Origin of the sequence: Butyrivibrio sp. ob235, from assembly GCF_900109475.1 — a bacterium.
Classification (GTDB): Bacteria; Bacillota; Clostridia; order Lachnospirales; family Lachnospiraceae; genus Butyrivibrio.
The window spans coordinates 12106-34236 of record NZ_FOBE01000016.1 but is presented as its reverse complement, the minus strand read 5'-3'; the positions used below and the strand labels follow the sequence as shown (position 1 = coordinate 34236).

Annotated in this window: 18 protein-coding genes; 3 read left to right on the top strand and 15 right to left on the bottom strand. The window is 33.3% G+C overall.

Annotated features, from left to right (window positions below; translation table 11 throughout):
* Window positions 1-14: 14 nt before the first annotated feature.
* From BMW61_RS12110 to BMW61_RS12055, 12 genes are all read right to left on the bottom strand, one after another.
* A complete protein-coding gene (locus BMW61_RS12110) occupies window positions 15-1271 on the bottom strand; it encodes an ATP-binding protein (protein ID WP_091822266.1) in 1257 nt (418 codons plus the stop codon).
* 151 nt (window positions 1272-1422) lie between these two features.
* The gene (locus BMW61_RS12105; protein ID WP_091822263.1) at window positions 1423-2385 is read right to left on the bottom strand and encodes a glycosyltransferase family 2 protein; all 963 of its coding nucleotides are present in this window, start codon (window positions 2383-2385) and stop codon (window positions 1423-1425) included.
* An 8-nt stretch (window positions 2386-2393) separates the two neighbouring features.
* Window positions 2394-4244, bottom strand: coding sequence for a glycosyltransferase (locus BMW61_RS12100; RefSeq protein WP_175475183.1), 1851 nt, complete (start codon window positions 4242-4244; stop codon window positions 2394-2396).
* A 66-nt stretch (window positions 4245-4310) separates the two neighbouring features.
* A complete protein-coding gene (locus BMW61_RS12095; RefSeq protein WP_091822257.1) occupies window positions 4311-5387 on the bottom strand; it encodes a glycosyltransferase family 2 protein in 1077 nt (358 codons plus the stop codon).
* Between the two features lie 28 nt (window positions 5388-5415).
* A complete protein-coding gene (locus tag BMW61_RS12090; protein WP_091822255.1) occupies window positions 5416-6159 on the bottom strand; it encodes a WbqC family protein in 744 nt (247 codons plus the stop codon).
* Between the two features lie 14 nt (window positions 6160-6173).
* Window positions 6174-7205 carry a glycosyltransferase family 2 protein gene (locus BMW61_RS12085; protein ID WP_091822252.1) on the bottom strand — a complete coding sequence of 344 codons (1032 nt, stop codon included), beginning with the start codon at window positions 7203-7205 and terminating at the stop codon, window positions 6174-6176.
* Window positions 7206-7216: 11 nt separating this feature from the next.
* A complete protein-coding gene (locus tag BMW61_RS12080) occupies window positions 7217-8167 on the bottom strand; it encodes a glycosyltransferase family 2 protein (RefSeq protein WP_175475182.1) in 951 nt (316 codons plus the stop codon).
* 31 nt (window positions 8168-8198) lie between these two features.
* On the bottom strand, window positions 8199-9251 hold the full coding sequence (locus tag BMW61_RS12075; RefSeq protein ID WP_091822247.1) for a glycosyltransferase family A protein: 1053 nt from the start codon (window positions 9249-9251) through the stop codon (window positions 8199-8201).
* Window positions 9252-9255: 4 nt separating this feature from the next.
* Window positions 9256-11352, bottom strand: coding sequence for a glycosyltransferase (locus BMW61_RS12070; protein WP_091822244.1), 2097 nt, complete (start codon window positions 11350-11352; stop codon window positions 9256-9258).
* A gap of 70 nt (window positions 11353-11422) precedes the next feature.
* Entirely contained in the window at window positions 11423-12586 is a 1164-nt protein-coding gene (locus tag BMW61_RS12065; protein WP_175475181.1) for a COG1361 family protein, read from the bottom strand.
* The gene (locus tag BMW61_RS12060; RefSeq protein ID WP_091822239.1) at window positions 12522-13238 is read right to left on the bottom strand and encodes a CpsD/CapB family tyrosine-protein kinase; all 717 of its coding nucleotides are present in this window, start codon (window positions 13236-13238) and stop codon (window positions 12522-12524) included. The genes BMW61_RS12065 and BMW61_RS12060 overlap by 65 nt, the downstream gene beginning before the upstream one ends.
* A gap of 11 nt (window positions 13239-13249) precedes the next feature.
* The gene (locus BMW61_RS12055; protein ID WP_091822236.1) at window positions 13250-13960 is read right to left on the bottom strand and encodes a Wzz/FepE/Etk N-terminal domain-containing protein; all 711 of its coding nucleotides are present in this window, start codon (window positions 13958-13960) and stop codon (window positions 13250-13252) included.
* A 316-nt stretch (window positions 13961-14276) separates the two neighbouring features.
* Between BMW61_RS12055 and BMW61_RS12050 the strand changes: the two genes are divergently transcribed.
* From BMW61_RS12050 to BMW61_RS22800, 3 genes are read left to right on the top strand one after another with little or no spacing between them, the layout of a single operon-like run.
* The gene (locus tag BMW61_RS12050; protein WP_091822234.1) at window positions 14277-15836 is read left to right on the top strand and encodes a hypothetical protein; all 1560 of its coding nucleotides are present in this window, start codon (window positions 14277-14279) and stop codon (window positions 15834-15836) included.
* Between the two features lie 17 nt (window positions 15837-15853).
* Window positions 15854-16954, top strand: a complete 1101-nt coding sequence (locus BMW61_RS12045; RefSeq protein WP_091822231.1) for a fibronectin type III domain-containing protein — start codon at window positions 15854-15856, stop codon at window positions 16952-16954.
* 18 nt (window positions 16955-16972) lie between these two features.
* Window positions 16973-18355 (top strand): O-antigen ligase family protein, encoded by a 1383-nt coding sequence (locus BMW61_RS22800; RefSeq protein ID WP_091822228.1) that lies wholly within the window; start codon window positions 16973-16975, stop codon window positions 18353-18355.
* Between the two features lie 89 nt (window positions 18356-18444).
* Here the strand turns inward: BMW61_RS22800 and BMW61_RS12035 are convergent, their stop codons facing one another.
* Genes BMW61_RS12035 through BMW61_RS12025 form a run of 3 tightly spaced genes read right to left on the bottom strand, consistent with a single transcriptional unit; the run spans window position 18445 to window position 22116 of the window.
* Complete coding sequence (locus BMW61_RS12035) at window positions 18445-19425, bottom strand: DUF6625 family protein (protein WP_091822225.1); 981 nt, start codon at window positions 19423-19425, stop codon at window positions 18445-18447.
* A 57-nt stretch (window positions 19426-19482) separates the two neighbouring features.
* Window positions 19483-21045, bottom strand: coding sequence for a lipopolysaccharide biosynthesis protein (locus BMW61_RS12030; RefSeq protein ID WP_091822222.1), 1563 nt, complete (start codon window positions 21043-21045; stop codon window positions 19483-19485).
* Window positions 21046-21057: 12 nt separating this feature from the next.
* Window positions 21058-22116: a polysaccharide pyruvyl transferase family protein gene (locus BMW61_RS12025; protein ID WP_091822220.1), complete on the bottom strand. Its 1059-nt coding sequence runs from the start codon at window positions 22114-22116 to the stop codon at window positions 21058-21060.
* Window positions 22117-22131 lie beyond the last annotated feature (15 nt).

Below are 22131 nucleotides of genomic sequence, written 5' to 3'. Positions count from 1 at the left end.
ATCCTCTTACTTTATTACACTGCGAGCCCAACACTCTCAACATCACCTGTTTTTACAGCATAACCCTTGCGGTCATATTCATAAGGACAGGTCATATTTTCACCGGACTCTGATATTACTTCTAAATTACTGTTAATTATATTAAGACATTTGTCATAGTCTTCACTCTTGCACGAGAACAGAATAAATCCAAAAATCATGCGCATAGCTGTATCAGGTTCAACAACATGTCCCACCTGCTTAACCTGCTGAATCTGTATTCCGGGAATCTGTTCCTTAATCTTGTCAATTCCCTTTATCTCTTTGATTGTTCCGGGATTGAGCCAGAATGCGTATGAATACATCTGCATAGCAGCTTTTGCATTGCAAGGCTGGTTCTTCTTTTCCTCGAGAACTGTATCAAGCATAGTATTGCAAAGAAGATCTTCGAAAGGATACTTTCCACCCGGAAGTCTGTAGTTCATCTCTATAATTGCAAATCTCTTACTATCAGTTAAAAACTGGAGACCACAAATACCTTCCTTACAGCCGATCTTTGTAAGCATTTTATCAATATTGGGTTTGTAGCTTTCAAAAAGCTTTATATGCTTTGAAGGAAGGAATCCAAATACTCTTCTCTGGCCATTGCGATATTCTTTTACATCATCGCCGCAGCCGGCAAGCTCACAAACACCATTTTTTACAACAACGATGTAGCCTGCAAGTTCTCCCTCAATGTACTCCTCAACAACAACCTTATGTTTATCAGACTTCTCATAAGCATCCTTATAGCCCTCAATAAGTTCCTGCTCATTGTAGCAGATATGAAGGCCAATACTTGAGCAACCATCAACAGGCTTTACAACTACAGGATACTTAATCTTCTTAATATCCTCTTTTTTAAGCTCAATATCAAGCTTATAATCCATAGGAACTTCCATTCCGCACTCAGCGCAGACTTTCTTGAATTCAGCCTTGTCATTTACGATTGCCAATGTCTCATCTTCTGCATAAAAATGAAGACCAAGTCTCTTACAAAGTTCCTTGTTAGCCTCTATGCAGGTCTCTCCCGCACCTGCAAGAACTGCTGTTACGCCTTCTTCTCTGCACTTCTTCTCAAGTGCATCAATGTCAACTACGCTGATATCCCATGCTTCATCAGCCATACCCTTTTCAGGTGACTTCTCAACAGGAAGGTTATCCGTAACAATTGTGTATACGCCTCTCTCCTTCGCATGTTTAATCATCTCATCTACATGACAGTTGTTTCCCAAGAATAACAATTTTTCCATACCAATGTTCTCCTCTACTAAAATAAAAATATATAGTTCCAAATTGGAATACTTAATAAATTAAGCTCAATTTGCGTATTTAAGCCCCCTCTAATAAATCAAACATGTTGCCTGCCACAATTATCCCCCGAATTTTTAATTGTTTTTGCAGTTATGTTCTTCTCCGCCCTTTAAAGACATTTTTTAAACATGCTTTATAATACTTTTGCTTTGAGTTATAATCCTCCTTTATTCTCTGCCTTATTCTATAAGTATCCTCTCTAGAGAAAATACCAATATTATCATTTAATTTGTTCAGCTCATAAGTTCGTCTGTCATCAAAATCCAGCTGCATCCCAAGAGCAGTAGCAACTTGTTCTAAATTCTTCAAACCATCTAAGTAATTGATAACCTGGTTAACTCCATATCCATCATTTTTTGATGACCATGAACCACTGTTTTCATTTAAAACATATCGGTAAGCAGCAAAATCTTCCCCAAGATTATACATTCTACCAACCGATAACATACATAGAACCTGCGCTACATCCACCATCATTTTGGGATCTATCTTAGCATCTATAACCTTTTTTTGAAGCATCCCATAACCTGAGCTCCTATACATAGCCGTCGCAGTCTGTCCGGGAAAAACGTATTTTTCAAAATCTTTTATGGTGTATTCCCTTTTCTCCTTTATGTACGGACTGTATTCCTCTCGTTCCGGATGGCGGACATCATTCTCGTCTACAATTATGCACTGTCCAAAACAAGCAATATAGTCTTTATTAGCATCAAGAAAATCTACTTGTTTCTGAAGTTTCTTTTCATCAATCCAATAGTCATCTCCCTCTATGAGAGCAATGTATTCTCCCTTCGCATGTGTCATAAGCTCCGGAAGATTTGCATACATACCTAGATTTTTCTTTCTAATATATGGAATCACTATTCCCGGATATTTTTCAGCGTACGTTTCTACTATCTTTGTTGTTCCATCTGTCGAACAATCATCGCCGACAAGCACTTCATAAGAAAAATCAGTCTTCTGTGATACAATACTTTCCAATGTATGACCGATATATTTTTCCTGGTTATATGTTGCAACAACCACACTTACTTTCATTCTATTTTCACCCATCTAATATATCATTTTCCCTCTGTTAACTCATATTCATTGTTGTTTCGAATAACAACATCTCTATATTTTTTTGTTTTCAATATACTTCTCAATAATTCAATCTTTAGATACTTATTCAAAAATGCATAATTAGAAAACAATATTTCAAAAGACTTAGATCTGAAAGAATCCAATATCTTATTATTTTTAATCGCCTCATCTGAATACTTGAGCATCAATATCTTCATCCCCTCCACAAAGGTATAAAGCATGTAAATGAGTGTATCTCCATATAACATGCATTTTGAGTAGCTAATTCTATCATTAAAAGCATCCAACAAATCAAGATGTTTAATATTTTGCCCATTATCAGTAGCTGTAATACTTCCCTCACGTATTCGGTAGTGATAGAGCGTATCTGTAATTACTGCAATTGAATCAGCTTTTCCAAGAATTCTATGAGCTATGAACTCATCTTCATGAATCCTTCCCTCTGTGTACCTCAAATCCGAAAACAATGATGTTTTGTACAATTTATTCCAAGCAATAACAAGAAGTACATTCTCTTTGGGATATATATCCCCCAAAATCATCATCGCTCTTTTGGGTGATATGACATCAGTTTTATCAAACGATACTATACCACTTTCCCCTTCTTCCTTGTGATATCCACAAACAGAGATATCCGCATCGCTGTCACTGATTGCTGCATATAATTTACTTATATAATTGCAATCAACCCAATCATCCGAATCGACAAATGCTATATAATTACCTTTTGCAATATCTATTCCCGTATTTCTGGCTGCAGAAAGGCCTCCGTTTCCACGATGGTAATAGTAAATGTTATTATGCTCATCTGCAAATTGCTTTGCTATTTCACCGGTTCTATCCGTAGATCCATCATCGATTAAGATAATTTCTGTATTAATGTATGTCTGACCAATTAGTGATTCTACACATTTAGGCAAAAATTCTTCAACATTATAGCACGGAACAACAATACTTACTAATGGTTTTTTTTCGAGTTTCTTATTGTCATGTATTTTCCTTGCTAATCTATTGACCAGCAGCGGTTCTTCATCATAAGAAATCTTTCTCGCAAAAAAAGCTTGAGAATTTGTCAACTCATCAAAATCTGAATTAATAAAGCTGTAAGGAGTCCCTCTTTCCCAATCAATAAGACGTAAGCTCTTTTTTTTAACCCTACCGGCATATTGGCTATTTAACGCAATGGTAGGAACAACTATTTCGTCCGGACCATTCGAAAAACGATACATCTTTTTTATCATTTTCTTACAGGAAAGAATATACTCGGCAAAATCGTGAGTAATACTAAACCACTGGTTTCCCTTATAAAAAGATACATTTCTGTACTTTTTTATTCTGTCTATTCCAATTTTTTTCTGACACTCCAATAATTTCCATTGTTGCTTTTTAAGGAATCTCAGAAAATCCTGTCTTTTTCCAACGCCGTTAAATTCGCCTTTTCCAACGTAGCGCAAAAGAGGATAATAATACTTTATTTTATATAAAAAGAGATCACCTTTATCCCCTTCTTTATGGAAATCTATAAACTCACTATCTTCTTCTTCCAGATAATCATGAATAAAATCCTGACTCTTTAGCGGAAAATCTGTCCCTGAAATAAGATGATAATAATGATAATTACCTTTAACAGCAGCTGCGAGCATTTCCAGTTCGCATTCAACTATGCTGTATGTTCCCCAAAACACCTTCCTCCTCTTAACAAAAAACACATTTGAATAATGTACCCATGAAGTTATTTCATTTTGATCAACAAATTGCGTTTTCTTATCTATATGAAGAAAAATGTCATTTCTTTCATCATCAAGCTCTGTAAGGAGCTTTCGAAGCATATGAAATTCGTTGTGCGCCATAATGAGATACGCATGTTTTTTCATTTTAAAACTTCTCTTTCAACCTTAATAGGTCATTTTCCACTCTTTAAGGATTTGCCTGTGTCTTACTTTTCTATAAATGTCATATAATGTCATTTTTAATCGATCCGGCCACGGAAATCCCTGCATTCCGGCCAGAACATACATGTGGAATCTGTATTTTAGTTTTCCAATTCCATCACTATAGCTCTTTAATACAGAATCTTTACTTCGTTTTACGTCTTTATATCTATCTATTACAAACTTCTTTTCTGATACATTTTTATAGGCCTCAACAACTTCTTCCGGTGTTTTATCATAATATGTATTCTCCAACACCTTAGTACAAACTAATGGAAAAGAGTCTATAACCTCTTTGTTCTCTGTATCACTTGCATATTGCCAAATATCCTCAAGCACCAGAACAGACTCATTGATTTTTTTAGAAAAATCATTAAGACCACCCATTGCCGAATCCTCATGAATCACATATCTGATACATCTATCCGGAACACAAACTACCTTTACCGCACATATAAGATACTTAATATTAAAAGCTAAATCTTCGCCTATCTTACACTCTTCAGAAAACAATAGTTTATTGTTCCTAATGATTTCATTCTTATAGAGTTTGTCCCAAACTTCATATCCTACATGATAAGGCAATAGTTTGCCTGTTACGAAGTCCATTCGCGCTCCATCTGAGGATAGCTCAAATTCGCCTGAGAGAAAATTAAAATCATCAAGCCTTTTTCCGGTATCATCCCACCTAGAATACTGGCATGATACAAAATCCGCATTTTTGTCCCCGGCATAACTTACGAGAGTTTCCAAAGCCTCAAGCTCAATCATGTCATCAGCATCAAGAAAAAAGACGTATTCGCCTTTTGCAAGACTAAGTGCCATATTTCTGGCAGACGACACACCGCCATTGGCCTTTTGAATTACCGTAATTCTGGAATCGTTCTGTTCTTTTTGTTTAATCAGCTGCAACGTGTTATCTTTTGAACCATCATCAACAACTATTATCTGCAAATCTTTATATGTCTGATCACAAACAGACTCCAAACACTTTTCTATGTATTTTTCAGCATTATATGCAGGAATAATAACTGATACCATTTCTATTTCCTAAAACTATTATTGGGGTTTACTCATCAAAACTTTCATAGCCCTCTTCAAGGGAGAATTCTGTCAATAGTTCCGCAATCTGGTCCTTTGAGCAAAACATCATAATATCTATTATTGAAAGATTCGGGACAAATTCTTTCCCCTCATACTGTCTATAACTAACATCACTGTTTGTCTTGACAAACTTAAGCCCCAGCCCATTCTCCCGGAAAAACTTCTGACAGTAAAGCTTATTGCCGCCTATCGCGTTATAATACTCTGTCGCACCTCTGTTCTTGCAGGACTCTACTACATAATGTTCTCTTTTATATGTACCATCCAAAATAACATCTTTCGAAGCCAGATAAATCGGAGTAGTAATTCCAAGCTCTACAGCAGTTTTCCTGATTGCATTTTCCAAGAAAACAGCAATATTCTTCCCTTCATCTGTAAGACCGAATTCAAGAATGCCCTTTATGTGCTCGTATGTTTTTTCGAATTTGGGAGCTTTAGCATAAGCGCTTCTCAGAGTTTCTAGCATTTTATTATATTCATTCTCATCAAATGCAATCTCTGTTTCATTGATCAATTTATTCTGTGATGGCTTATGCACAGGCAATCTAAAATACTGTGCTTCTCCGTTAATCAGAATCTGATTTCTATTTATATAGCCCTGCTTCATATAATTTAAATTATCAGCTATTACATATTCATCAACTGCATTCATAAGCTGCCAATAGCCTATATACGGAAAAAAATAAGGCTGATGAATTCCAAGTATCATGTTTCCCTCCAAAATTATTGGTCTATTTGTTTTTTTGAAATATCTCTATGCCAGAATTTTTTATAAAAAGAGACCGGCGAAATAGTAAAGTATATATATTTATGAATTAACCTTGGGGTAAGATATGCTAATCTTTCCAGTACTACCCCTTTCATATACTTTCTTAAATATTTATCTATAGTTATGCCTGTATCAGGAACAACTGCGTTTAGATTTCCATTTTCCCAAATCGAAAAGTATTCCATCAAAACAATTTCACACATTGAAAAAGTCATCTTCTTAATTAGTGCATTATTGCCAATTGATTTTATATACTTTAATCTGTTTGCATACGCATCAATCACATCTAAATGCTTAAGACTATAATTTTTCCAACTACCCGTTATACTATCTGTTCTCGTACGATAATAGTATCCATCAAACTTCACATATCCAATTTTATTACATTGTCCCACAAGCTTATGGATAATAAATTCGTCTTCATGTATTCTCCCAAGAATAAATCTTAAGTCTTCAAAAATTCTTTTCTTATATAATTTATTGCAAACTATAGTAGCCAATTCTCTGTCTTCATTCCGGACATCTGAAAGTATGGAAAGCATCTCGTCTTTTGTATATTCAGTAAAACCAGCATTCTCCTCATCATCAGAAGCCACTATATTATCCCAAAACCTTTTATAACTGCAAAAGGCAATATCCAAATTATATTTGTTTATCGCATCTAAAAGGCGTTCAACAAACTCTAAATCCAGTACATCGTCCCCATCAATAAAACAGATGAAATCTCCGTTTGATTTTTCTATTCCAACATTCCTTGCAGCTGAAAGTCCGCCATTAGCTTGATGAACCACCACAATTCTCGAGTCGGTTTCTGCCATTTTGTCACATATTTTTCCGGTAAAATCTGTAGATCCGTCATCAATAATAACAATATTCAGATTTTTATATGTCTGATGGCACACAGATTCTATGCATTCTTCTATATACTTTTCAACATTGTATGCTGGTATCACTACAGATACTAACTGCTTATCATCAAATTTCATAATTACTTTTTTCAACCAAAAAGCTTGCAGAAAGCTACAGGGCTAATCATAAATAAGCGATATTTTATATAACGTTTTGCATTGAGCAGATATGAGTACTTGGAAAAAATATCAACATATTTTTCTTTAGCCATTTTCTTCATATCTTCATTACCATTTTTATAAAAGTCTATAATCTTAAGAAAAGTCCACTTTAATGTTGCCTCAGCCATTTCTCGATCATTATGTTTGATTGCAATATCAATCCTATCTTCATAGGCCTCGACAGCATTTATATGTTGCGTTTTATAAGCATTGTTTTCACCGGTAATACCATCGCGGTTATATCTGTAAAAATAATTTTTCGCCGCCAAATACCCCATTTGAGAAACGGTATAAAAAAAATTATTCATCAGGATTTCGTCCTCATGAATTTTGTTTTCTTCAAACCTTAAATTATCAAAGAGCCTGCGTTTATAAATTTTATTCCAAATAACAACCATTTCAACATATTCTCGTGAAAATGGATTATATAGGAAACGTCTGAATTCATCAGCAGAAAAAACCTGATCAGACTGCATACTATAAATAGGTTTCGGCAATCTTGTCGTATTTATATCGCAAAAAACAATATCCGATCCGACTTCTTCGATTTTGCGAACAAAGTCTTCAATATAGTTATCTGTCACATAATCATCTGAATCCACAAAGCAGATATAGTCTCCTTTTGCTCTATCCAATCCCACATTTCTGGCTCCGGAAACCCCTTTATGCTCCTGATGTATCACAGTGATTCTGGAGTCGTTTTCTGCCCAATTATCACATATACTTACGCTTGAATCAGAAGATCCGTCCTCAATTATTATTATCTCAATGTTCCTATATGACTGCTTAACAACAGACTCTATACATTCATTAAAATATTTTTCAACATTGTAAACAGGTATAATTATTGATACCAGTTTTTCTTGATTGATTTCCAAAATAACTACTCCCTCTATCGAAAGACACTATTCATCCTTTCAAAAGCTGATAAAACGCGCGGAAGAAATAAAAAACTTCGTAATTGCCTGTTCTAAGACACATATATCTAAACATACGAATTTTCTTAGCTTTACGTACCTCATGAAGCATAGTTCTAAATTCTCTGCTCCTTAGTTCTCTGTTCAGACTTCGTTTAGCACATGAAAATGGCGATTCCCCCTTATGCATTTGGTATATTGCCGTAAGTCTGTTAGTCCAGTCTTGAATATATAATGACTTAAGAACGTTCAGATTATCCTCCGTCACGCCAGGCTGCTTTTTTTCCCACTCCATGAACTGCCTATATATTTCTTTTGTATTATCAAGATCATCTGAATGATATTTTAACGACAATCCATCATTTTTCCTCTTTATATAATGATACAGAGGCATATTTACCATTCCTATGTTTCCATCACAAACTTCAAGATAATCCAGGTTGAATTTTAAGTCCTCCGCAACACTGACACTTTTGTCAAATAATACTGAATTTTCCTTAATCTTCTTAAGATCGTAGCATTTATTCGTAATAAAATTAAATATTTTAAGCCATGCAAGTGTTGCTGCAGAATTTCTTGTCAGAAGATAGTTCTCTCCCTTTATATATCCTCTTCCTTGTTCAAGAATACTGATTCTATCACCAACTCTTTTGTTATATTCATTTTGAATGAACATACCGCAAGTGATGAACGCAACATTCTTATCATGCCACTGTTCATGAGCTTCTATATATTTTTCAACCAACTCATATTCAAGATAATCATCATCATCTGAAAAAATCAGGTAATCACCATTAGCCTCAGCGATTCCTCTGTTACGAGCTGCTGAAACCCCCTTATTATCGGTAGTAATAAGCTTAATACGCTTGTCCTTATCTGCATATCCCCGGCAAATCTTGTTTACAGAATCGGTAGAACCATCATCAATGATTATCACTTCCAAATTCTTATATGTCTGATTTATTATGGATTCAATACTGTATTTTATATAACGTTCCCCATTATGAGTAGGAACAACAACAGAAACTAACTTTTCTTCATTCATGGTTTTAATATCTTAAATACTTCCAAAGTAATAATGCACTTGCTTTTCTAACGCCCATAACTTCCGGAGCATTACCAAAGCCGATATTACTTTGATACATTTTCAGTAACTCTTTTTTCCTTTTTACATCTTTTTCATTTCTATATGCATATTTAATTCCATCCAGCAGTGTAATGCGACTATGCTGAACAAGGTCTTTTTCATCCTGTTCATCAAAGAATGCAATCCTTTCCTGTATTGCTTTAATAAAATGTCTGCTTCTTTCACTTATTTTTTCGCCCATAATCCCATTGCTACGTTGGAAATAGCAATAAAATGTCTCTGGCGTATATGATACAAGTTTTGCTTTATACAACAATTTATATGTTGTCGCTTCGTCCTCATGAAGCATACCAGCAGGAAACCGGATGGAGTTAAACAAATTTCTTTTATAAAGCTTATTCCAGGCAACACTACAAACGTTGTTAGTTCTCATCATTTGAATAACCGCTTCATGCCCACTCCACATTCCACACTCAGAAGACGTAAAAATCTCATTTTTATCACCTGTCAGCTTAATTCCACATGCAACAATATCAGCATGATCTTTGACCATTTTTTGGGCCATACTTTCTATTGTTTCAGGTTCTATGTAATCATCGCTATCAAGAAAGAATACTAATTCTCCTTTAGCTATTTCCAACCCTGAATTACGAGCTGCGGAAAGTCCTTGGTTTTCTTGATGTATTACTTTTATTCTGGGATCCAGTTTAGCATATTTATCACAGATATCTCCTGATGAATCTGTGGATCCATCATCAACAAGAATTACTTCCAAATTCCGATAAATCTGTTTTTCGATAGAATCAACACATCTATCAAGATATTTTTCAACATTATATACCGGAACTATTATAGAAATAACACCTGTGTCATTCTCTTTATTTATAATACTAATGAAATTCGAGTAATACTTATCTAAATTAAAATCATCTATTTCTCTTGCCCTGGCAAATCCTTTTTCAGCAATATCTTTCTTTAGGTTATTGTCATGTGATAATCTCCATATTGATTTCTCAAGATTATCTACAAAATTATTACTTTTATCTACTATTTCAGCGCCAGCTCCTACAATTTCAGGTAACGCTCCAGAATTCGTTGTAATAAGCGGTATTCCTCTTGATATTGTTTCCAGGGCAACCAATCCAAATGGCTCCATCCCCTTTGTAGGCATAACAATAACATCATAATCATAATATTTCTCAAGGATTGCATCTGCCGATATCTTTTTTAAACAACAAATGTTTTCACTATACTTTTGGGCAATATTCATTACCTGCCGCTCATACAATGTCAAACTATCTGAGAATCCAATAATATCAAGCCGATATTCCCTTTTTTCTTCCAAATTTAACTTATCCAGAAAATTACCAAATGCTAAAACAAGTTCTTTTACTCCTTTACCCGGAATGATTCTCCCCGAGTATAAGAATTTCCTTGCAGCATCTTCACCAACATCCTTCTTTTGAACATTTTTTAGACTGACACCGTTATATAAAACATGAACTACAGCATTTCTGTCACACTCAAGTATTTCTTTTTTAATATATTCACTTACAGCAATAAATTGGACCCCATTTTGAACTAACTTTTTTACATAATATGGACTTCTGTAAACATCTACACAGTTGTGCATATGGAAATATATAGGTATTTCATATTTACCCTGACAAAATTCAACAATTTCGAGCGCTGTGGACATAACATTTTGCACTACTATCGCGTCATATATTCCATCAAGCTGTTGTAATCTGGCAGAAAAGCACTTAATTATCTGCTTATCTAAAAGTCTTTTTGAACTGACATTGGGGATTCTCCTATACAAAGAATCCGTGAATTTATCTATATACTTATCAACCCCATCATTATATACATTTATTATATGTGTTTTGTTAAAAGCAAATTCATTAGTGTTCTTGTCACTGATGCAGTAAAGGTCTATATCAAATTTATTATACTTCTCATTATCATCAATAATTCCGGTAATCAAACGCTCAACTGCACCGCCTTTTATCGCAGGAACAGGAAGTAAGCAAGGGGTAATAATCGCTATTTTACTCATATAACAACCTAAAAGGGCCACCTTTTAATTTATAAACAAAATAAAAAGTGACCCCCAATCAACTCATCAGTTATCTTTTTTTTAAGTGTAAAAAAACTGTAAATAATGCAATAACAAATGCAATACCTGCTAATGCACGGCCGCACCATAATAGTATTGTATTGGTCTTGCTAACAGTAGCGGATGTAGCTTCAGGGCTAACAATAATGTTAAAAGACCCTAAATCAGTCTGCATTCGTTCTCCAGTAATATCTGTATATACAAGTTTAACTTTAACGTCCTGCGTACCCGCTTCTATAAATGTAACATTGTAATCCTTATTATAGCTTTTTCCGGCATACGCTGTGTCCAATTTTATCTTTTTACTATCATCTGATACGTTACCTTCAATCAACAGTTCTGCATCCGTGATATTTCCGTTGGACTTATTTGAATAATTAATGTTCAGAAGAGATTTACCATTTAGTATTGCATGTGTACTAATATCTAAACTTTTAACCACCAAGCTTTTTCCACTTGAAGAGGTAATTACCATTGTTGATGAATTACTGATCTGTCTATCAAGACTAATATAATTAAATGAACATGTAAAATCCGCCGCATCCCCTTCGAATTTATTACTAACTGTCACTGGAATCGATATAGTTTTTGTTTCATCAGGAAGAACAGTTCCGACAAAAATCTGATTATCAGTTCCATATTTGGGATAAATCATACCTGAATCACTTGAGACAGTCATAACCAAACTCTCTGCTCGTGCCATAGAACTTACATTATGAATGGTAAGATCAATTGTAATATCACTACCCGGTTCTAATAAACCATCATCAATAGAATATTCTTTTACTTCAATGTATGCTACATTTGAATCGCCATTAAGTTCATCTTCTGTCTGTGAAAGCGAATTATCATCTTCTGCAGTCTGTGCTTCAGCCACTTCTCCATTTTCAGTATTGATATTCTGTGTTGAATCTGCGTTTAAGTCATCCTGAGCAATTCCATTGTTTTGATCAGGATGAGGTACAACCTCCTCAGCAATATCAGTACCAAGCTGAATCCCAGCTCCTGTAGCATTCACGGATATTTTTATGTTAGCACTAAGAAATACAACTGTGCTTAGACATAATACAAATGCCTTCATTTCAGTATGTTTAATCATTGTTAAGTCCTTATCTCTTTCTCTTCTTATCCCTTGTATTCTTCTTAACATATCTTTCATTAAGGAAGTAATCATAGTCCTCATGATATGAAGTATATTGCTTCATATCCGCTTTGTTAATTATTGTCCCAATGAGGTTTGCTTTTACCTCATTTAACGCATTAGCTGCAGCTATTAGAGCCTTCTTGCTGGTATCTCCCATTGCCGAAACCAGTATTACTGCATCAGAGTTCACAGCAATAACTTCCGCATCCATAGCGGCATTAATTGCGGGCATATCATATATTATGAAATCAAATCTGCTCTCCAGTTCTTTCCTTACATCATTCATTTTTTGTGAGCAAAGAAGTCTTACCGGATTGTCTATTAATTCTCCACAAGGTATATATGAAAGATTATCTGTTGTAGTCGGATATATTACTCTGTTTAGATTTTCCCTATTCAAAAGATGATCCGAAAGACCTTCCTTTGCATTCTCATTTAATCTCTTATATCTGTTCTTCTTTCTCATATCTCCATCAATAAGAACAGTATCCCACCCGGAACTTGCAAGAGCAGCGGCTAAATTAATTGCTACCGTTGTAGCACCGTTCCCTGCTTCACAACCACAAACAACAAAGCTTTTGTAATTATTTTGCTTTTTCAATATGTGGAGATTCATTACAGCTTGATCAAAAGCATCATTCAAAATAGAATTATCATTTTTATATATTTCTAATCGTCTCAATGTCACACCTCTTATTCCTTATAGTCCGGAATAATTCCGATAATAGGAAGATTATCTCGAATCGTAGCCTCACGTACAGTACGAACTTTACTATCAAATATATCAGAAAAAACAACCAGCATACATGCTAATGCAAAGCCTATAATCATAAATTGGATTCTTTTCTTAAGCGCTGCTCGAAATGCATTATGAGCTGTATAGTAACTATATGCATTATCCAATATCTTAATTGAATCATTATGCAAAATATTATTCATTTCAATCATATATGCCTGTGCCATGGCATTTGCCATTTCCATTGAAAGATTAGCATCAGTAGTTGTTGCATTAAACGAAATAATTGTTGCTGAATTTGCTCTAGCTAAAGCAGCAGCTGAAGACCCCGATTCAGCAGAGGAAGAAACATAAATACTATTTTGAATATCAGAAGTTTCTACATCACTTCTTCCTAATATAAGAGCAGCTCTCTGGCATACTTTATGAGACTTAGCCACATCCATATATGCATTCATCGCCGTAACAGCATTAGCTGCATCTGAATATGAATTATCTGCCGAAGCATATACCGTAGCACTGGCTCCATATTTATCACTTCCCTTATCTAAAGTAAGACCAATTCCTATAAATAGAAAAAGTGCTGTTATAACCAAAATAAACTTAATATTTTTAATAAGAGCGTTAATGCACCTAAAAACATCAATCTCTATTTCGTTCCTATACATAATAATCCTTTCTAAAACCCAAACTTAAATAATTATTCTTTACCAACACAAAATCTTAAAAATTATAACATCAAAAGAAGATGATGTATATCTGTCAAACTCATAAATTACTACAAACATTTAGAACATTTTTTGTAAAATTTGTTCCTAAAAAAAATAATAATTTGATAATTTTTTTTATTTTTTGATTAGCACCTTTATAAATTCTTTTCAAATATTTAATCATAAGTACTTTGAACCAAATCATATATTCGTATATTATTGTTTATGGAAGTTGATTTTATTATTCATATGCAATTTATAACGAGGACACAGTATGATTAAAAAAACCTTTATATCAATATCTACACTTCTTATAGTTATTCTTTTATTATCTTCTTTCAGTCAGCCTGTCAATGCGCAAGATTATAATCCAACACCAATTGAATTGGATAGAGATAACATTTTGTATGCAACATCAGATTCATATTCTTCAAACGATGTAATACATTGGACTCCCAAATATAAATATAGTAGTGATGTACATGACGGAACAATTCCTGTATCTTTATTGAATGATCCAGTTTATTGTTCCATGAATCTCCCATCTGAATCCCAAAGCGATTTCATGAAAAGCGCCGGCAGAGATAATGGTCATATATTATGTAATATGGCCACCACTTCATATCCATATATGTGCTCCATCGGTGCAATATATTTAACCAGTGGTCAGGAACTACCACAAACATTTTCTATATATTTAGGAAATATTAAGCTTTTTGCTTATTCTAAATCAAAAAAAGCATGGCTTACTTTAGATAATCTAAGATATCCTTCAGGTATATTTATTTACACTTTACCTTGGTCATCAACCAAAGCAACAAAATGTAACCATGTAACATATTCTGCAAATTATGCAAAAATTGATCTTACATCTGAAGAAATGTCCAGCGCATGTCTTCACTTTTGGGGAAAAATAGCTCCCATTGATAATGATGACTATCTCTATTATGCTAGTGCATTTACATTTTGGGTAGATAGCAACTCAGTCGATAAATTCACGGCAACAGGTGGCATCGATACTAAAACTTCATTAAACGGAACAGGCGGAACACAGGTTTTCTCAACAAGAGGTCTATCCTCGAGTACCACGCCCAAAATTCTTTGGGGGCACACTGTTCCTAATTCCGAATATAAAGCATGCAATGCTTCAATCCTTAATCAATTGTATGCTGGTACTGTAGCTGAAGATTATTATCTAACATTATCACAATCAAATAATGTTGAAGAAAATATCCAATCGAACAGTAACGAAGCAGATCTGCCAATAGGCAGCTCTGCACTTACAGAGGATGCTTTATTCGGAAATAGCTCTGCATCTATAGATAACGTAAAAGATTTTCAAAATATTGATAATCAGATTGAGCCGTCAACCTATGACCAATCAAGTAATGGTGTATATCAGCCTCAAGGAAATAACGCTAAAGAAACCGTTATTCCTCATAATAACGCATCCCAAAAAGAGAATAAAGATTCCAAGCCCCAGTATACAAACAAAGATGTAACTATCAATAATCTCATTCCAACCAAAGACGACCTCATTGATCCAACTCAAAAAAATAGTAAAATATCTTCTGTTCGTCCTGGGAAGAATTGTTTTAATATAACTTGGAAAAAACAAAAAGTTTCTGGATATCAGATACAGTATAGTACAAATAAATCATTTACAAAGTTCACCAAGACTATAAGTATTAAATCTGCAGCAACTGCGTCAAAATCAATAAAAAATATTAAAAGTAGTAATAAAATATATATCAGGATAAGAACTTATGTGGAAAAAGGAGATAAAATAGTTTATTCTAAATGGAGTAAACCAACAAAAATGAAAACACACTAAGTCACGGAGTGCGGCTCTTGAACAAAAATATCCGGTATATTCTAACTATATTTATGCTTTTAGCATATGTAATAGCCAATTTAAAAACTACGGCATTAGCTTCCAGTAATGATCCTGTTTATGATTCAATGACATTGCCTTCAGAATCATTATGTAATTTCATGATAAGTGCAAATCGTGATTATGGACAAATACTTGGCGATACCACATCCCCCGATGCGAAAACCGTCATTTCTATGGGAGCATTATATACTACAAGCCAAAAGAAACTTCCCGATACTTTTTCAGTATACCTTGGAAAAATTAAGCTTTTTGCTTATTCCGCATCAAGAAACCGCTGGATTGTTTTAGATTACCAACCTTATCCTTCCGGTATATATCTTTATACACTCCCATGGAGTAACACCAAAATAAAAAAATGTTCAAAAATCTCTTATTCATCAAACTATGCAAAAATAGATTTAACTGCCAAAGAAATTAATAATTGTGCTTTGCATTTTTGGGGCAAAACAGCATTTATTGATAAAGATGATTATCTATATTATGCCTGTGCATACGATTTTTGGGTAAGTCCTAACGCTGCAGGAAAACTTACTGCTACTAATGGTATTGATATAAAAAAGCAAAATGGTTTAGACGGCGTTTGTCAACTATATTCATCTCGAGGATTGTCTGCAGAAAGTTGGACAAAAACTCATTGGGGACATAATGTTCCCACTAGCAAGTACACGCAATACAACACCTCTTCCCTTAATGAACTATATGTAACCGGAAATATTGAACCTAATTTATTTAACGGATATAAAGATGAAATAGTTGATTCAAGTATAAAACGGGTTTCTATTACCAAATTCATTGTAAAAAATAAAGCTTTATATATCAGATGGAAACAGCCCCCAGCGTCTATTACCGGATATCAAATCCAGTATAGCACTAATAGAAAATTCAGAAAAAATGTAAAAAACAAATATGTACCCAAATCCAATAAATGTAGTAAGAAAATTAGTCGATTAAAATCAAATAGAAAGTATTTTTTCCGGATTCGAACATACAGAAAAACCGGTACCACAATAATTTTCTCTAAATGGAGTAAAATTAAAAAAATATATATTTCATAGGAGCTTATACTTTTAGATATGTTTTTATTTTTCTTTTCACTTATATTATTAGCATTAAATATCGTCTTTTTTGTAAAAAAGAAATATTTACTCCTTTTTATTCCATGTATGCTATTTCTTCCTTCTTTCTACGGGATAGATTTTTCCAAATCGTTTCCTGTCTTAACTGTAACAAGATTAATGTATATAGCTTTTTTTATATACGCGTATCAAAACAGAAAAAAAAATATAAGCTTAAAGAATATACAATTCAACAACCTGCCACTTGAATTTATCTTTCTTGCATGTTACTTCATATTACGAATAATTACCAATATTTGTTATATTTTCACTTATTCACAATCAATAAAATCGATCTTCTTAATAATATTTGAGCAAGCCTTTTTATTGATTGCTATATACATACTTTCCCCTTCAAAAGACGAACTGGTCAGCCTTACAAAAGTAATCACATGGGTCGGGGGATTTTTATTCTTTATCGGTATTTGGGAAAGCTATACTTCAATCAGGCCATTCGATAATCTTTATACCATATCCCGATATATGCCAAATGATCATTACATAAGATTTGGCTTGCTTAGATCCACTACCACAATGGGGCTCCCTGGCTTATTCGGCAATATGTGCCTTTTTTTATTGCCCCTCATTTTATATCTATATAATCTTGAACACACCAAAAAGTATTTAGGATTGTTACTATTAGATGCCATTGCAATAATACACTCCGGATCAAGGTCAGATATCATTTTTTTCCTCATTATCAATTTTATATATGGTCTTTTTGCATTACACAAAAAACATCACGCGATTTCATACATTAAACACGTAATCATCCTATGTACATCATTAGTTGTTTTTTTACTAATAACGTCAAAGGCATTTCCGAAACTTGACTATTATTATAAAGCCACGCTTAAATCGAACCTTAACGTACTCGGTATTGATATTGAATTAAACATGGATAACAATGTGCCCATAAATGATAATGGCGGTAATAAGAATGCTGTTTCATCCCGTACTTACCAATTTTCAGGTATTAGATACGCCATGAAAAAAAATCCATTATTTGGTCTTGGCAATGGCGCTTTGCAAAATGGTGATGTTTATTATTATTCATACGATGCATGGAGAGTGTCCTATACTTATGATGTTGGATTAGTAGAAATACTAATTTCGGAAGGAATTATTGGGTTAATTGCACATATAGCTCTTTATCTGTTTCTAGCAATACGTATATTCAAGTTCATTCCCATCCACAAATTAGATTCAACACATTTTTGTTTATTTATTCTTCCACCCTTTACATATCTGTTAGGAACACTATCAACTGCAAATATGTATAATTTTCTTATCTTAATTATTGTATATTATGTTTGTATTAAAGAATTATTGCAAAAATAAAAAACAAAGAGACTAAACCTCTTTGTTTTTTATTCCGACGCACCTTAAACAATGTATAATTCAGAGAAAAACTCAACTACTACCACGCGTTATCCTTCCGATAATAATTTAGTTCTCAATTCTCTAATTTGTTTTCGTCTAATATTTAGTTTAATTATTTTTAGCAAAGAATATCTTTTAAGTTGTGAATTCAGCCGGCTAATCATCCAATAATATGGATACAGCTTACCTCCAGATGCAAACTCAAATAACCCTGGTAACGATGTCTCATCATTGCACAGTATTTTTCCAGGAACTATATTCATGTTTTTAATATGATTATCCTTCTCGTCAAGTACCAGTACCATCTCTCTCTTGCATATATGAATATACATAAGTTCAAGCCTATTACCCTCTTCATCAATTTGAAAAAGGCTGCCATCTTCCCACTTTGCAACAATTTTCTTACCATTTTTCCCAAAGAAATGTGGTTTTTTGGGATTCGCATTAATATAAAATGTTCCCTCATTAAAAACATTACATTTTTCACGGATTAGTTTTAACTCCATCCCCCTATATTCATCAAAATAACATGAATCAGAAGTCGTAAATGCTTCCTGAAAATTGTATTCAGGGTAATTACCTTGTGATCGATATATAGTATTCATTCTATTGTCATTCCTGAAAATAGAAATATGTCCATCAACAAATATTTTGTCATGTTTTTCTAGAATATCGTCAGTTATAAACCTCTTAACATTTCCAAAAACCATATCAACATCGCAATACCCCCAATAATCATAATCTTTTAAACGGTCTTTAAACACTTCACCATATACTGGTTTAAAATCGCATAATTTATATGGTTGCGGGCACTGTATAGTAAAATCATAATTATTCTGAATGAGTTTAGCAAAATCAGAAAAAAACATATGCTCCACTCTAATGTTGCCCTCACTTTTGATATGTTCATTATCAGTAAAAAACCAAAACTCCAACATTGGATTTTTTAAAGCTGAAATCCACCATGCTTTAAAACAATTTGGCAAATTACCAAAATATGGAACTATTATAGCTATATGTTTATCCATCGCATTATTTGTATGATTTTAAAGTAATTATCATACACTCCTTCTTTATTTTAGGTATTATTGTTCTAACCTACAAATTTTCCTTGTTAAACGCAATCTTCCTTTCGTAATTCTGTCCAAAAGCATTACCACGTTTATAAACACTTCATTTTTTCTGAACATGAAATATAATAGCGAATTAGCTATTATAATACATAATATAAGTTTAGAAAGAACCTCTATTACCCCTTTGAATGGAATTAGCGAGCATATAAAATATGTCGTGGAACTTACAATTATCCCCGCGATAACAAAGAGAAAGATTTCTTTAAATAAAATCGGAAATTGTTCTTTTTTAAATAATTCATTAAATAGGTTATTAAACAGCCATGGCATTCCGACAAAAAGCGTCGAAATAACTGTTGATAAAATCACTCCATATAGTCCCAGAAATTGTACCATTATAAGGTTTAAGCCCAAATTTGTAAGAGCTGTCACCAATGGTCTAAACCTATCTGCACTCCACAAACCACCTGCATCCTTAAATATGTTCATAATTTGATTAACTTCATATATAAAGAAATAAGCCGCCAAACATATAACTATACTAAATGGTAGTAATCTCTGCGTACCCATCCAAACTGTCATAAAAGGTTGGAACAAAACCAAGAAACATGTTGAGCAAAAGCAAGCTATCCAACAAGCTAAAAACGTCATTTTTTTAAGATCTTCAAAATTCTTCTCTTTAGTTTCAGTAATAAGGCTATTCCCTATTCCAGCAGTACAACTATTATAGACAACTGTCATAATCCCCATAATAGCACTAACAATAAAATAATAATTTTGGTAAATAGCTAAAACTTCAAGTCCTAAAAATGCTGAAATAACTATCGTATCTGCAGATCCAACTATAACAAACCCCAACTTAGAGGTAAATAAGTCACGTATTCTTTTGTTAATAATTTTTGTTTCTTCTTTGCTAAGCGCACCTCTAGGTACATATTCAGGAAACTGTTTTTTAGACAAATAGGCAGTTAACAAATTTCGAATTATTGTAGCAACCAAAGTAGTAATAATATAAACATAATAGTTCTTTACATAAATCAGCACTAAAATCTGTCCCAAATACATAAACGTACTTACACATATATTAATTTTACTATTGACATCATCCCTCTGGTGCGCATAAAAAAGACAATTTCTATATGCAAATAACCAATAAGAAAAAACTGTCGCCCCTAATTCCAGAAAGTACAAAATGTATATACTTAACTCAGCAGGAATACTTCCTTTTATCAGTTTGGGAATAAATGGTGTTACCCCTAAACCTATTACTGCAATAATCAAACCTATGATTCTATAATAACGCCTATACATATTCATTAATGCACAGATTTTGTTTTTGTCATCTTCTGCAATAGGTTTATACATTGAGTAAACCATAGCACTTCCGACTCCAAGTTCTGCCAGATTTAAAACCTGTAGCACTGATGAAAATAAACTATTTAATCCCAAGTACTGTATTCCCATAAAATATACTAATGCAGTCCTCATTATAAAGGGAATAAGTATCTGATATACTTTTAAAATCACCCCAAAAAAGGCATTTCTTGATGCATTTTTCGCTCTGCTAAATTTCATATTACCAAGCCCCTATCCAGCATATATTGCTTTTTCTATAAATTCATTAAATCTTCTACGCTCATCAACTAATCTATCATCCGCTTTACTATAATCAACTTGAAACGGATTAGACATATCATGCATAAACCTATTGTCAATCCTTAAAATATCGAATAATGTATCCAACCGAGAATTCATTCTTTCCCCCACACGACTATATACCCAAAATGGTTTTTTAAATAATATTGAAAAAACGCATGCATGAAAAGAATCTGTTAATATTATTTCTGCATGATGAATTAAATACAAAAATTCTGCAGGCCCGGTAATAAAAGCCCATGGATTTCCTTTATCCATAATAGTTATAGTCTCATATCCATATAATTTGTATAATTCTTCTGATTCCGATTTACTTTCTATACTCTCCTCTCCTAAAAAATATTTAAGAATATACTTTCTATTCCCCAGTCTTTTGGGCTTTCTTTCTAATATCTGCCATTCCTCAGCAGATATCAACAATGTCGGATCAACAAATACAGGAACATCTTTCCCAGCCAATCTCCTAATAATATTTGCGCCGGTAAATTCTCTAACATTTAAATACTTAATTTCATTTAGATAACCTTTAATTATTTCTTCAATTGAGGGTTCAAATGCTGATATTCCAAAGCTCGGCGCCATACATATTATTTTATCCTTATCAGTTACTTGTCCATATGAAAAATCATTAGGACATACTATTTCAGCATTCCAGATTTGATCACTTCCAATGAATATATAGTCATATTTATTTAGCTCCTTACTATCATGTATATGTTCAAAGCAAATATGTCTTTTTGTAAATTGTTTGAAGCTGTTTGCACGTAGGAACAGCATACTTCTTTGATTTTTGCCATTTGAAAATAGAAAAATAATCTTATAAATTTGTAATTTCAAAAATTCCAACCATTTTTTTTCTGTTATATTCTTCTCTATAACAGTAATTGGCTGTAATCCTTTCTTTGATAAGATACTTGTAACAGCATAATTCTGTAATCTGTTACCCAAATTCCATAAATCCCAAATTGTAATAATAGCTGCTTTTTTCATTAGGAACTATCTTTA

Excerpts from the sequence above, each read along its gene's own strand:
- BMW61_RS12090 (WP_091822255.1), bottom strand. The coding sequence starts at position 6,159 with ATGATACTTGGAATTCATCAGCCTTATTTTTTTCCGTATATAGGCTAT.
- BMW61_RS12085 (WP_091822252.1), bottom strand. The coding sequence starts at position 7,205 with ATGAAATTTGATGATAAGCAGTTAGTATCTGTAGTGATACCAGCATAC.
- BMW61_RS12105 (WP_091822263.1), bottom strand. The coding sequence starts at position 2,385 with ATGGGTGAAAATAGAATGAAAGTAAGTGTGGTTGTTGCAACATATAAC.
- BMW61_RS12095 (WP_091822257.1), bottom strand. The coding sequence starts at position 5,387 with ATGGTATCAGTTATTATTCCTGCATATAATGCTGAAAAATACATAGAA.
- BMW61_RS12065 (WP_175475181.1), bottom strand. The coding sequence starts at position 12,586 with ATGATTACTTCCTTAATGAAAGATATGTTAAGAAGAATACAAGGGATA.
- BMW61_RS12100 (WP_175475183.1), bottom strand. The coding sequence starts at position 4,244 with ATGCTTCGAAAGCTCCTTACAGAGCTTGATGATGAAAGAAATGACATT.
- BMW61_RS12035 (WP_091822225.1), bottom strand. The coding sequence starts at position 19,425 with ATGGATAAACATATAGCTATAATAGTTCCATATTTTGGTAATTTGCCA.
- BMW61_RS12070 (WP_091822244.1), bottom strand. The coding sequence starts at position 11,352 with ATGAGTAAAATAGCGATTATTACCCCTTGCTTACTTCCTGTTCCTGCG.
- BMW61_RS12050 (WP_091822234.1), top strand. The coding sequence starts at position 14,277 with ATGATTAAAAAAACCTTTATATCAATATCTACACTTCTTATAGTTATT.
- BMW61_RS12030 (WP_091822222.1), bottom strand. The coding sequence starts at position 21,045 with ATGAAATTTAGCAGAGCGAAAAATGCATCAAGAAATGCCTTTTTTGGG.
- BMW61_RS12075 (WP_091822247.1), bottom strand. The coding sequence starts at position 9,251 with ATGAATGAAGAAAAGTTAGTTTCTGTTGTTGTTCCTACTCATAATGGG.
- BMW61_RS12110 (WP_091822266.1), bottom strand. The coding sequence starts at position 1,271 with ATGGAAAAATTGTTATTCTTGGGAAACAACTGTCATGTAGATGAGATG.
- BMW61_RS12025 (WP_091822220.1), bottom strand. The coding sequence starts at position 22,116 with ATGAAAAAAGCAGCTATTATTACAATTTGGGATTTATGGAATTTGGGT.
- BMW61_RS22800 (WP_091822228.1), top strand. The coding sequence starts at position 16,973 with ATGTTTTTATTTTTCTTTTCACTTATATTATTAGCATTAAATATCGTC.
- BMW61_RS12055 (WP_091822236.1), bottom strand. The coding sequence starts at position 13,960 with ATGTATAGGAACGAAATAGAGATTGATGTTTTTAGGTGCATTAACGCT.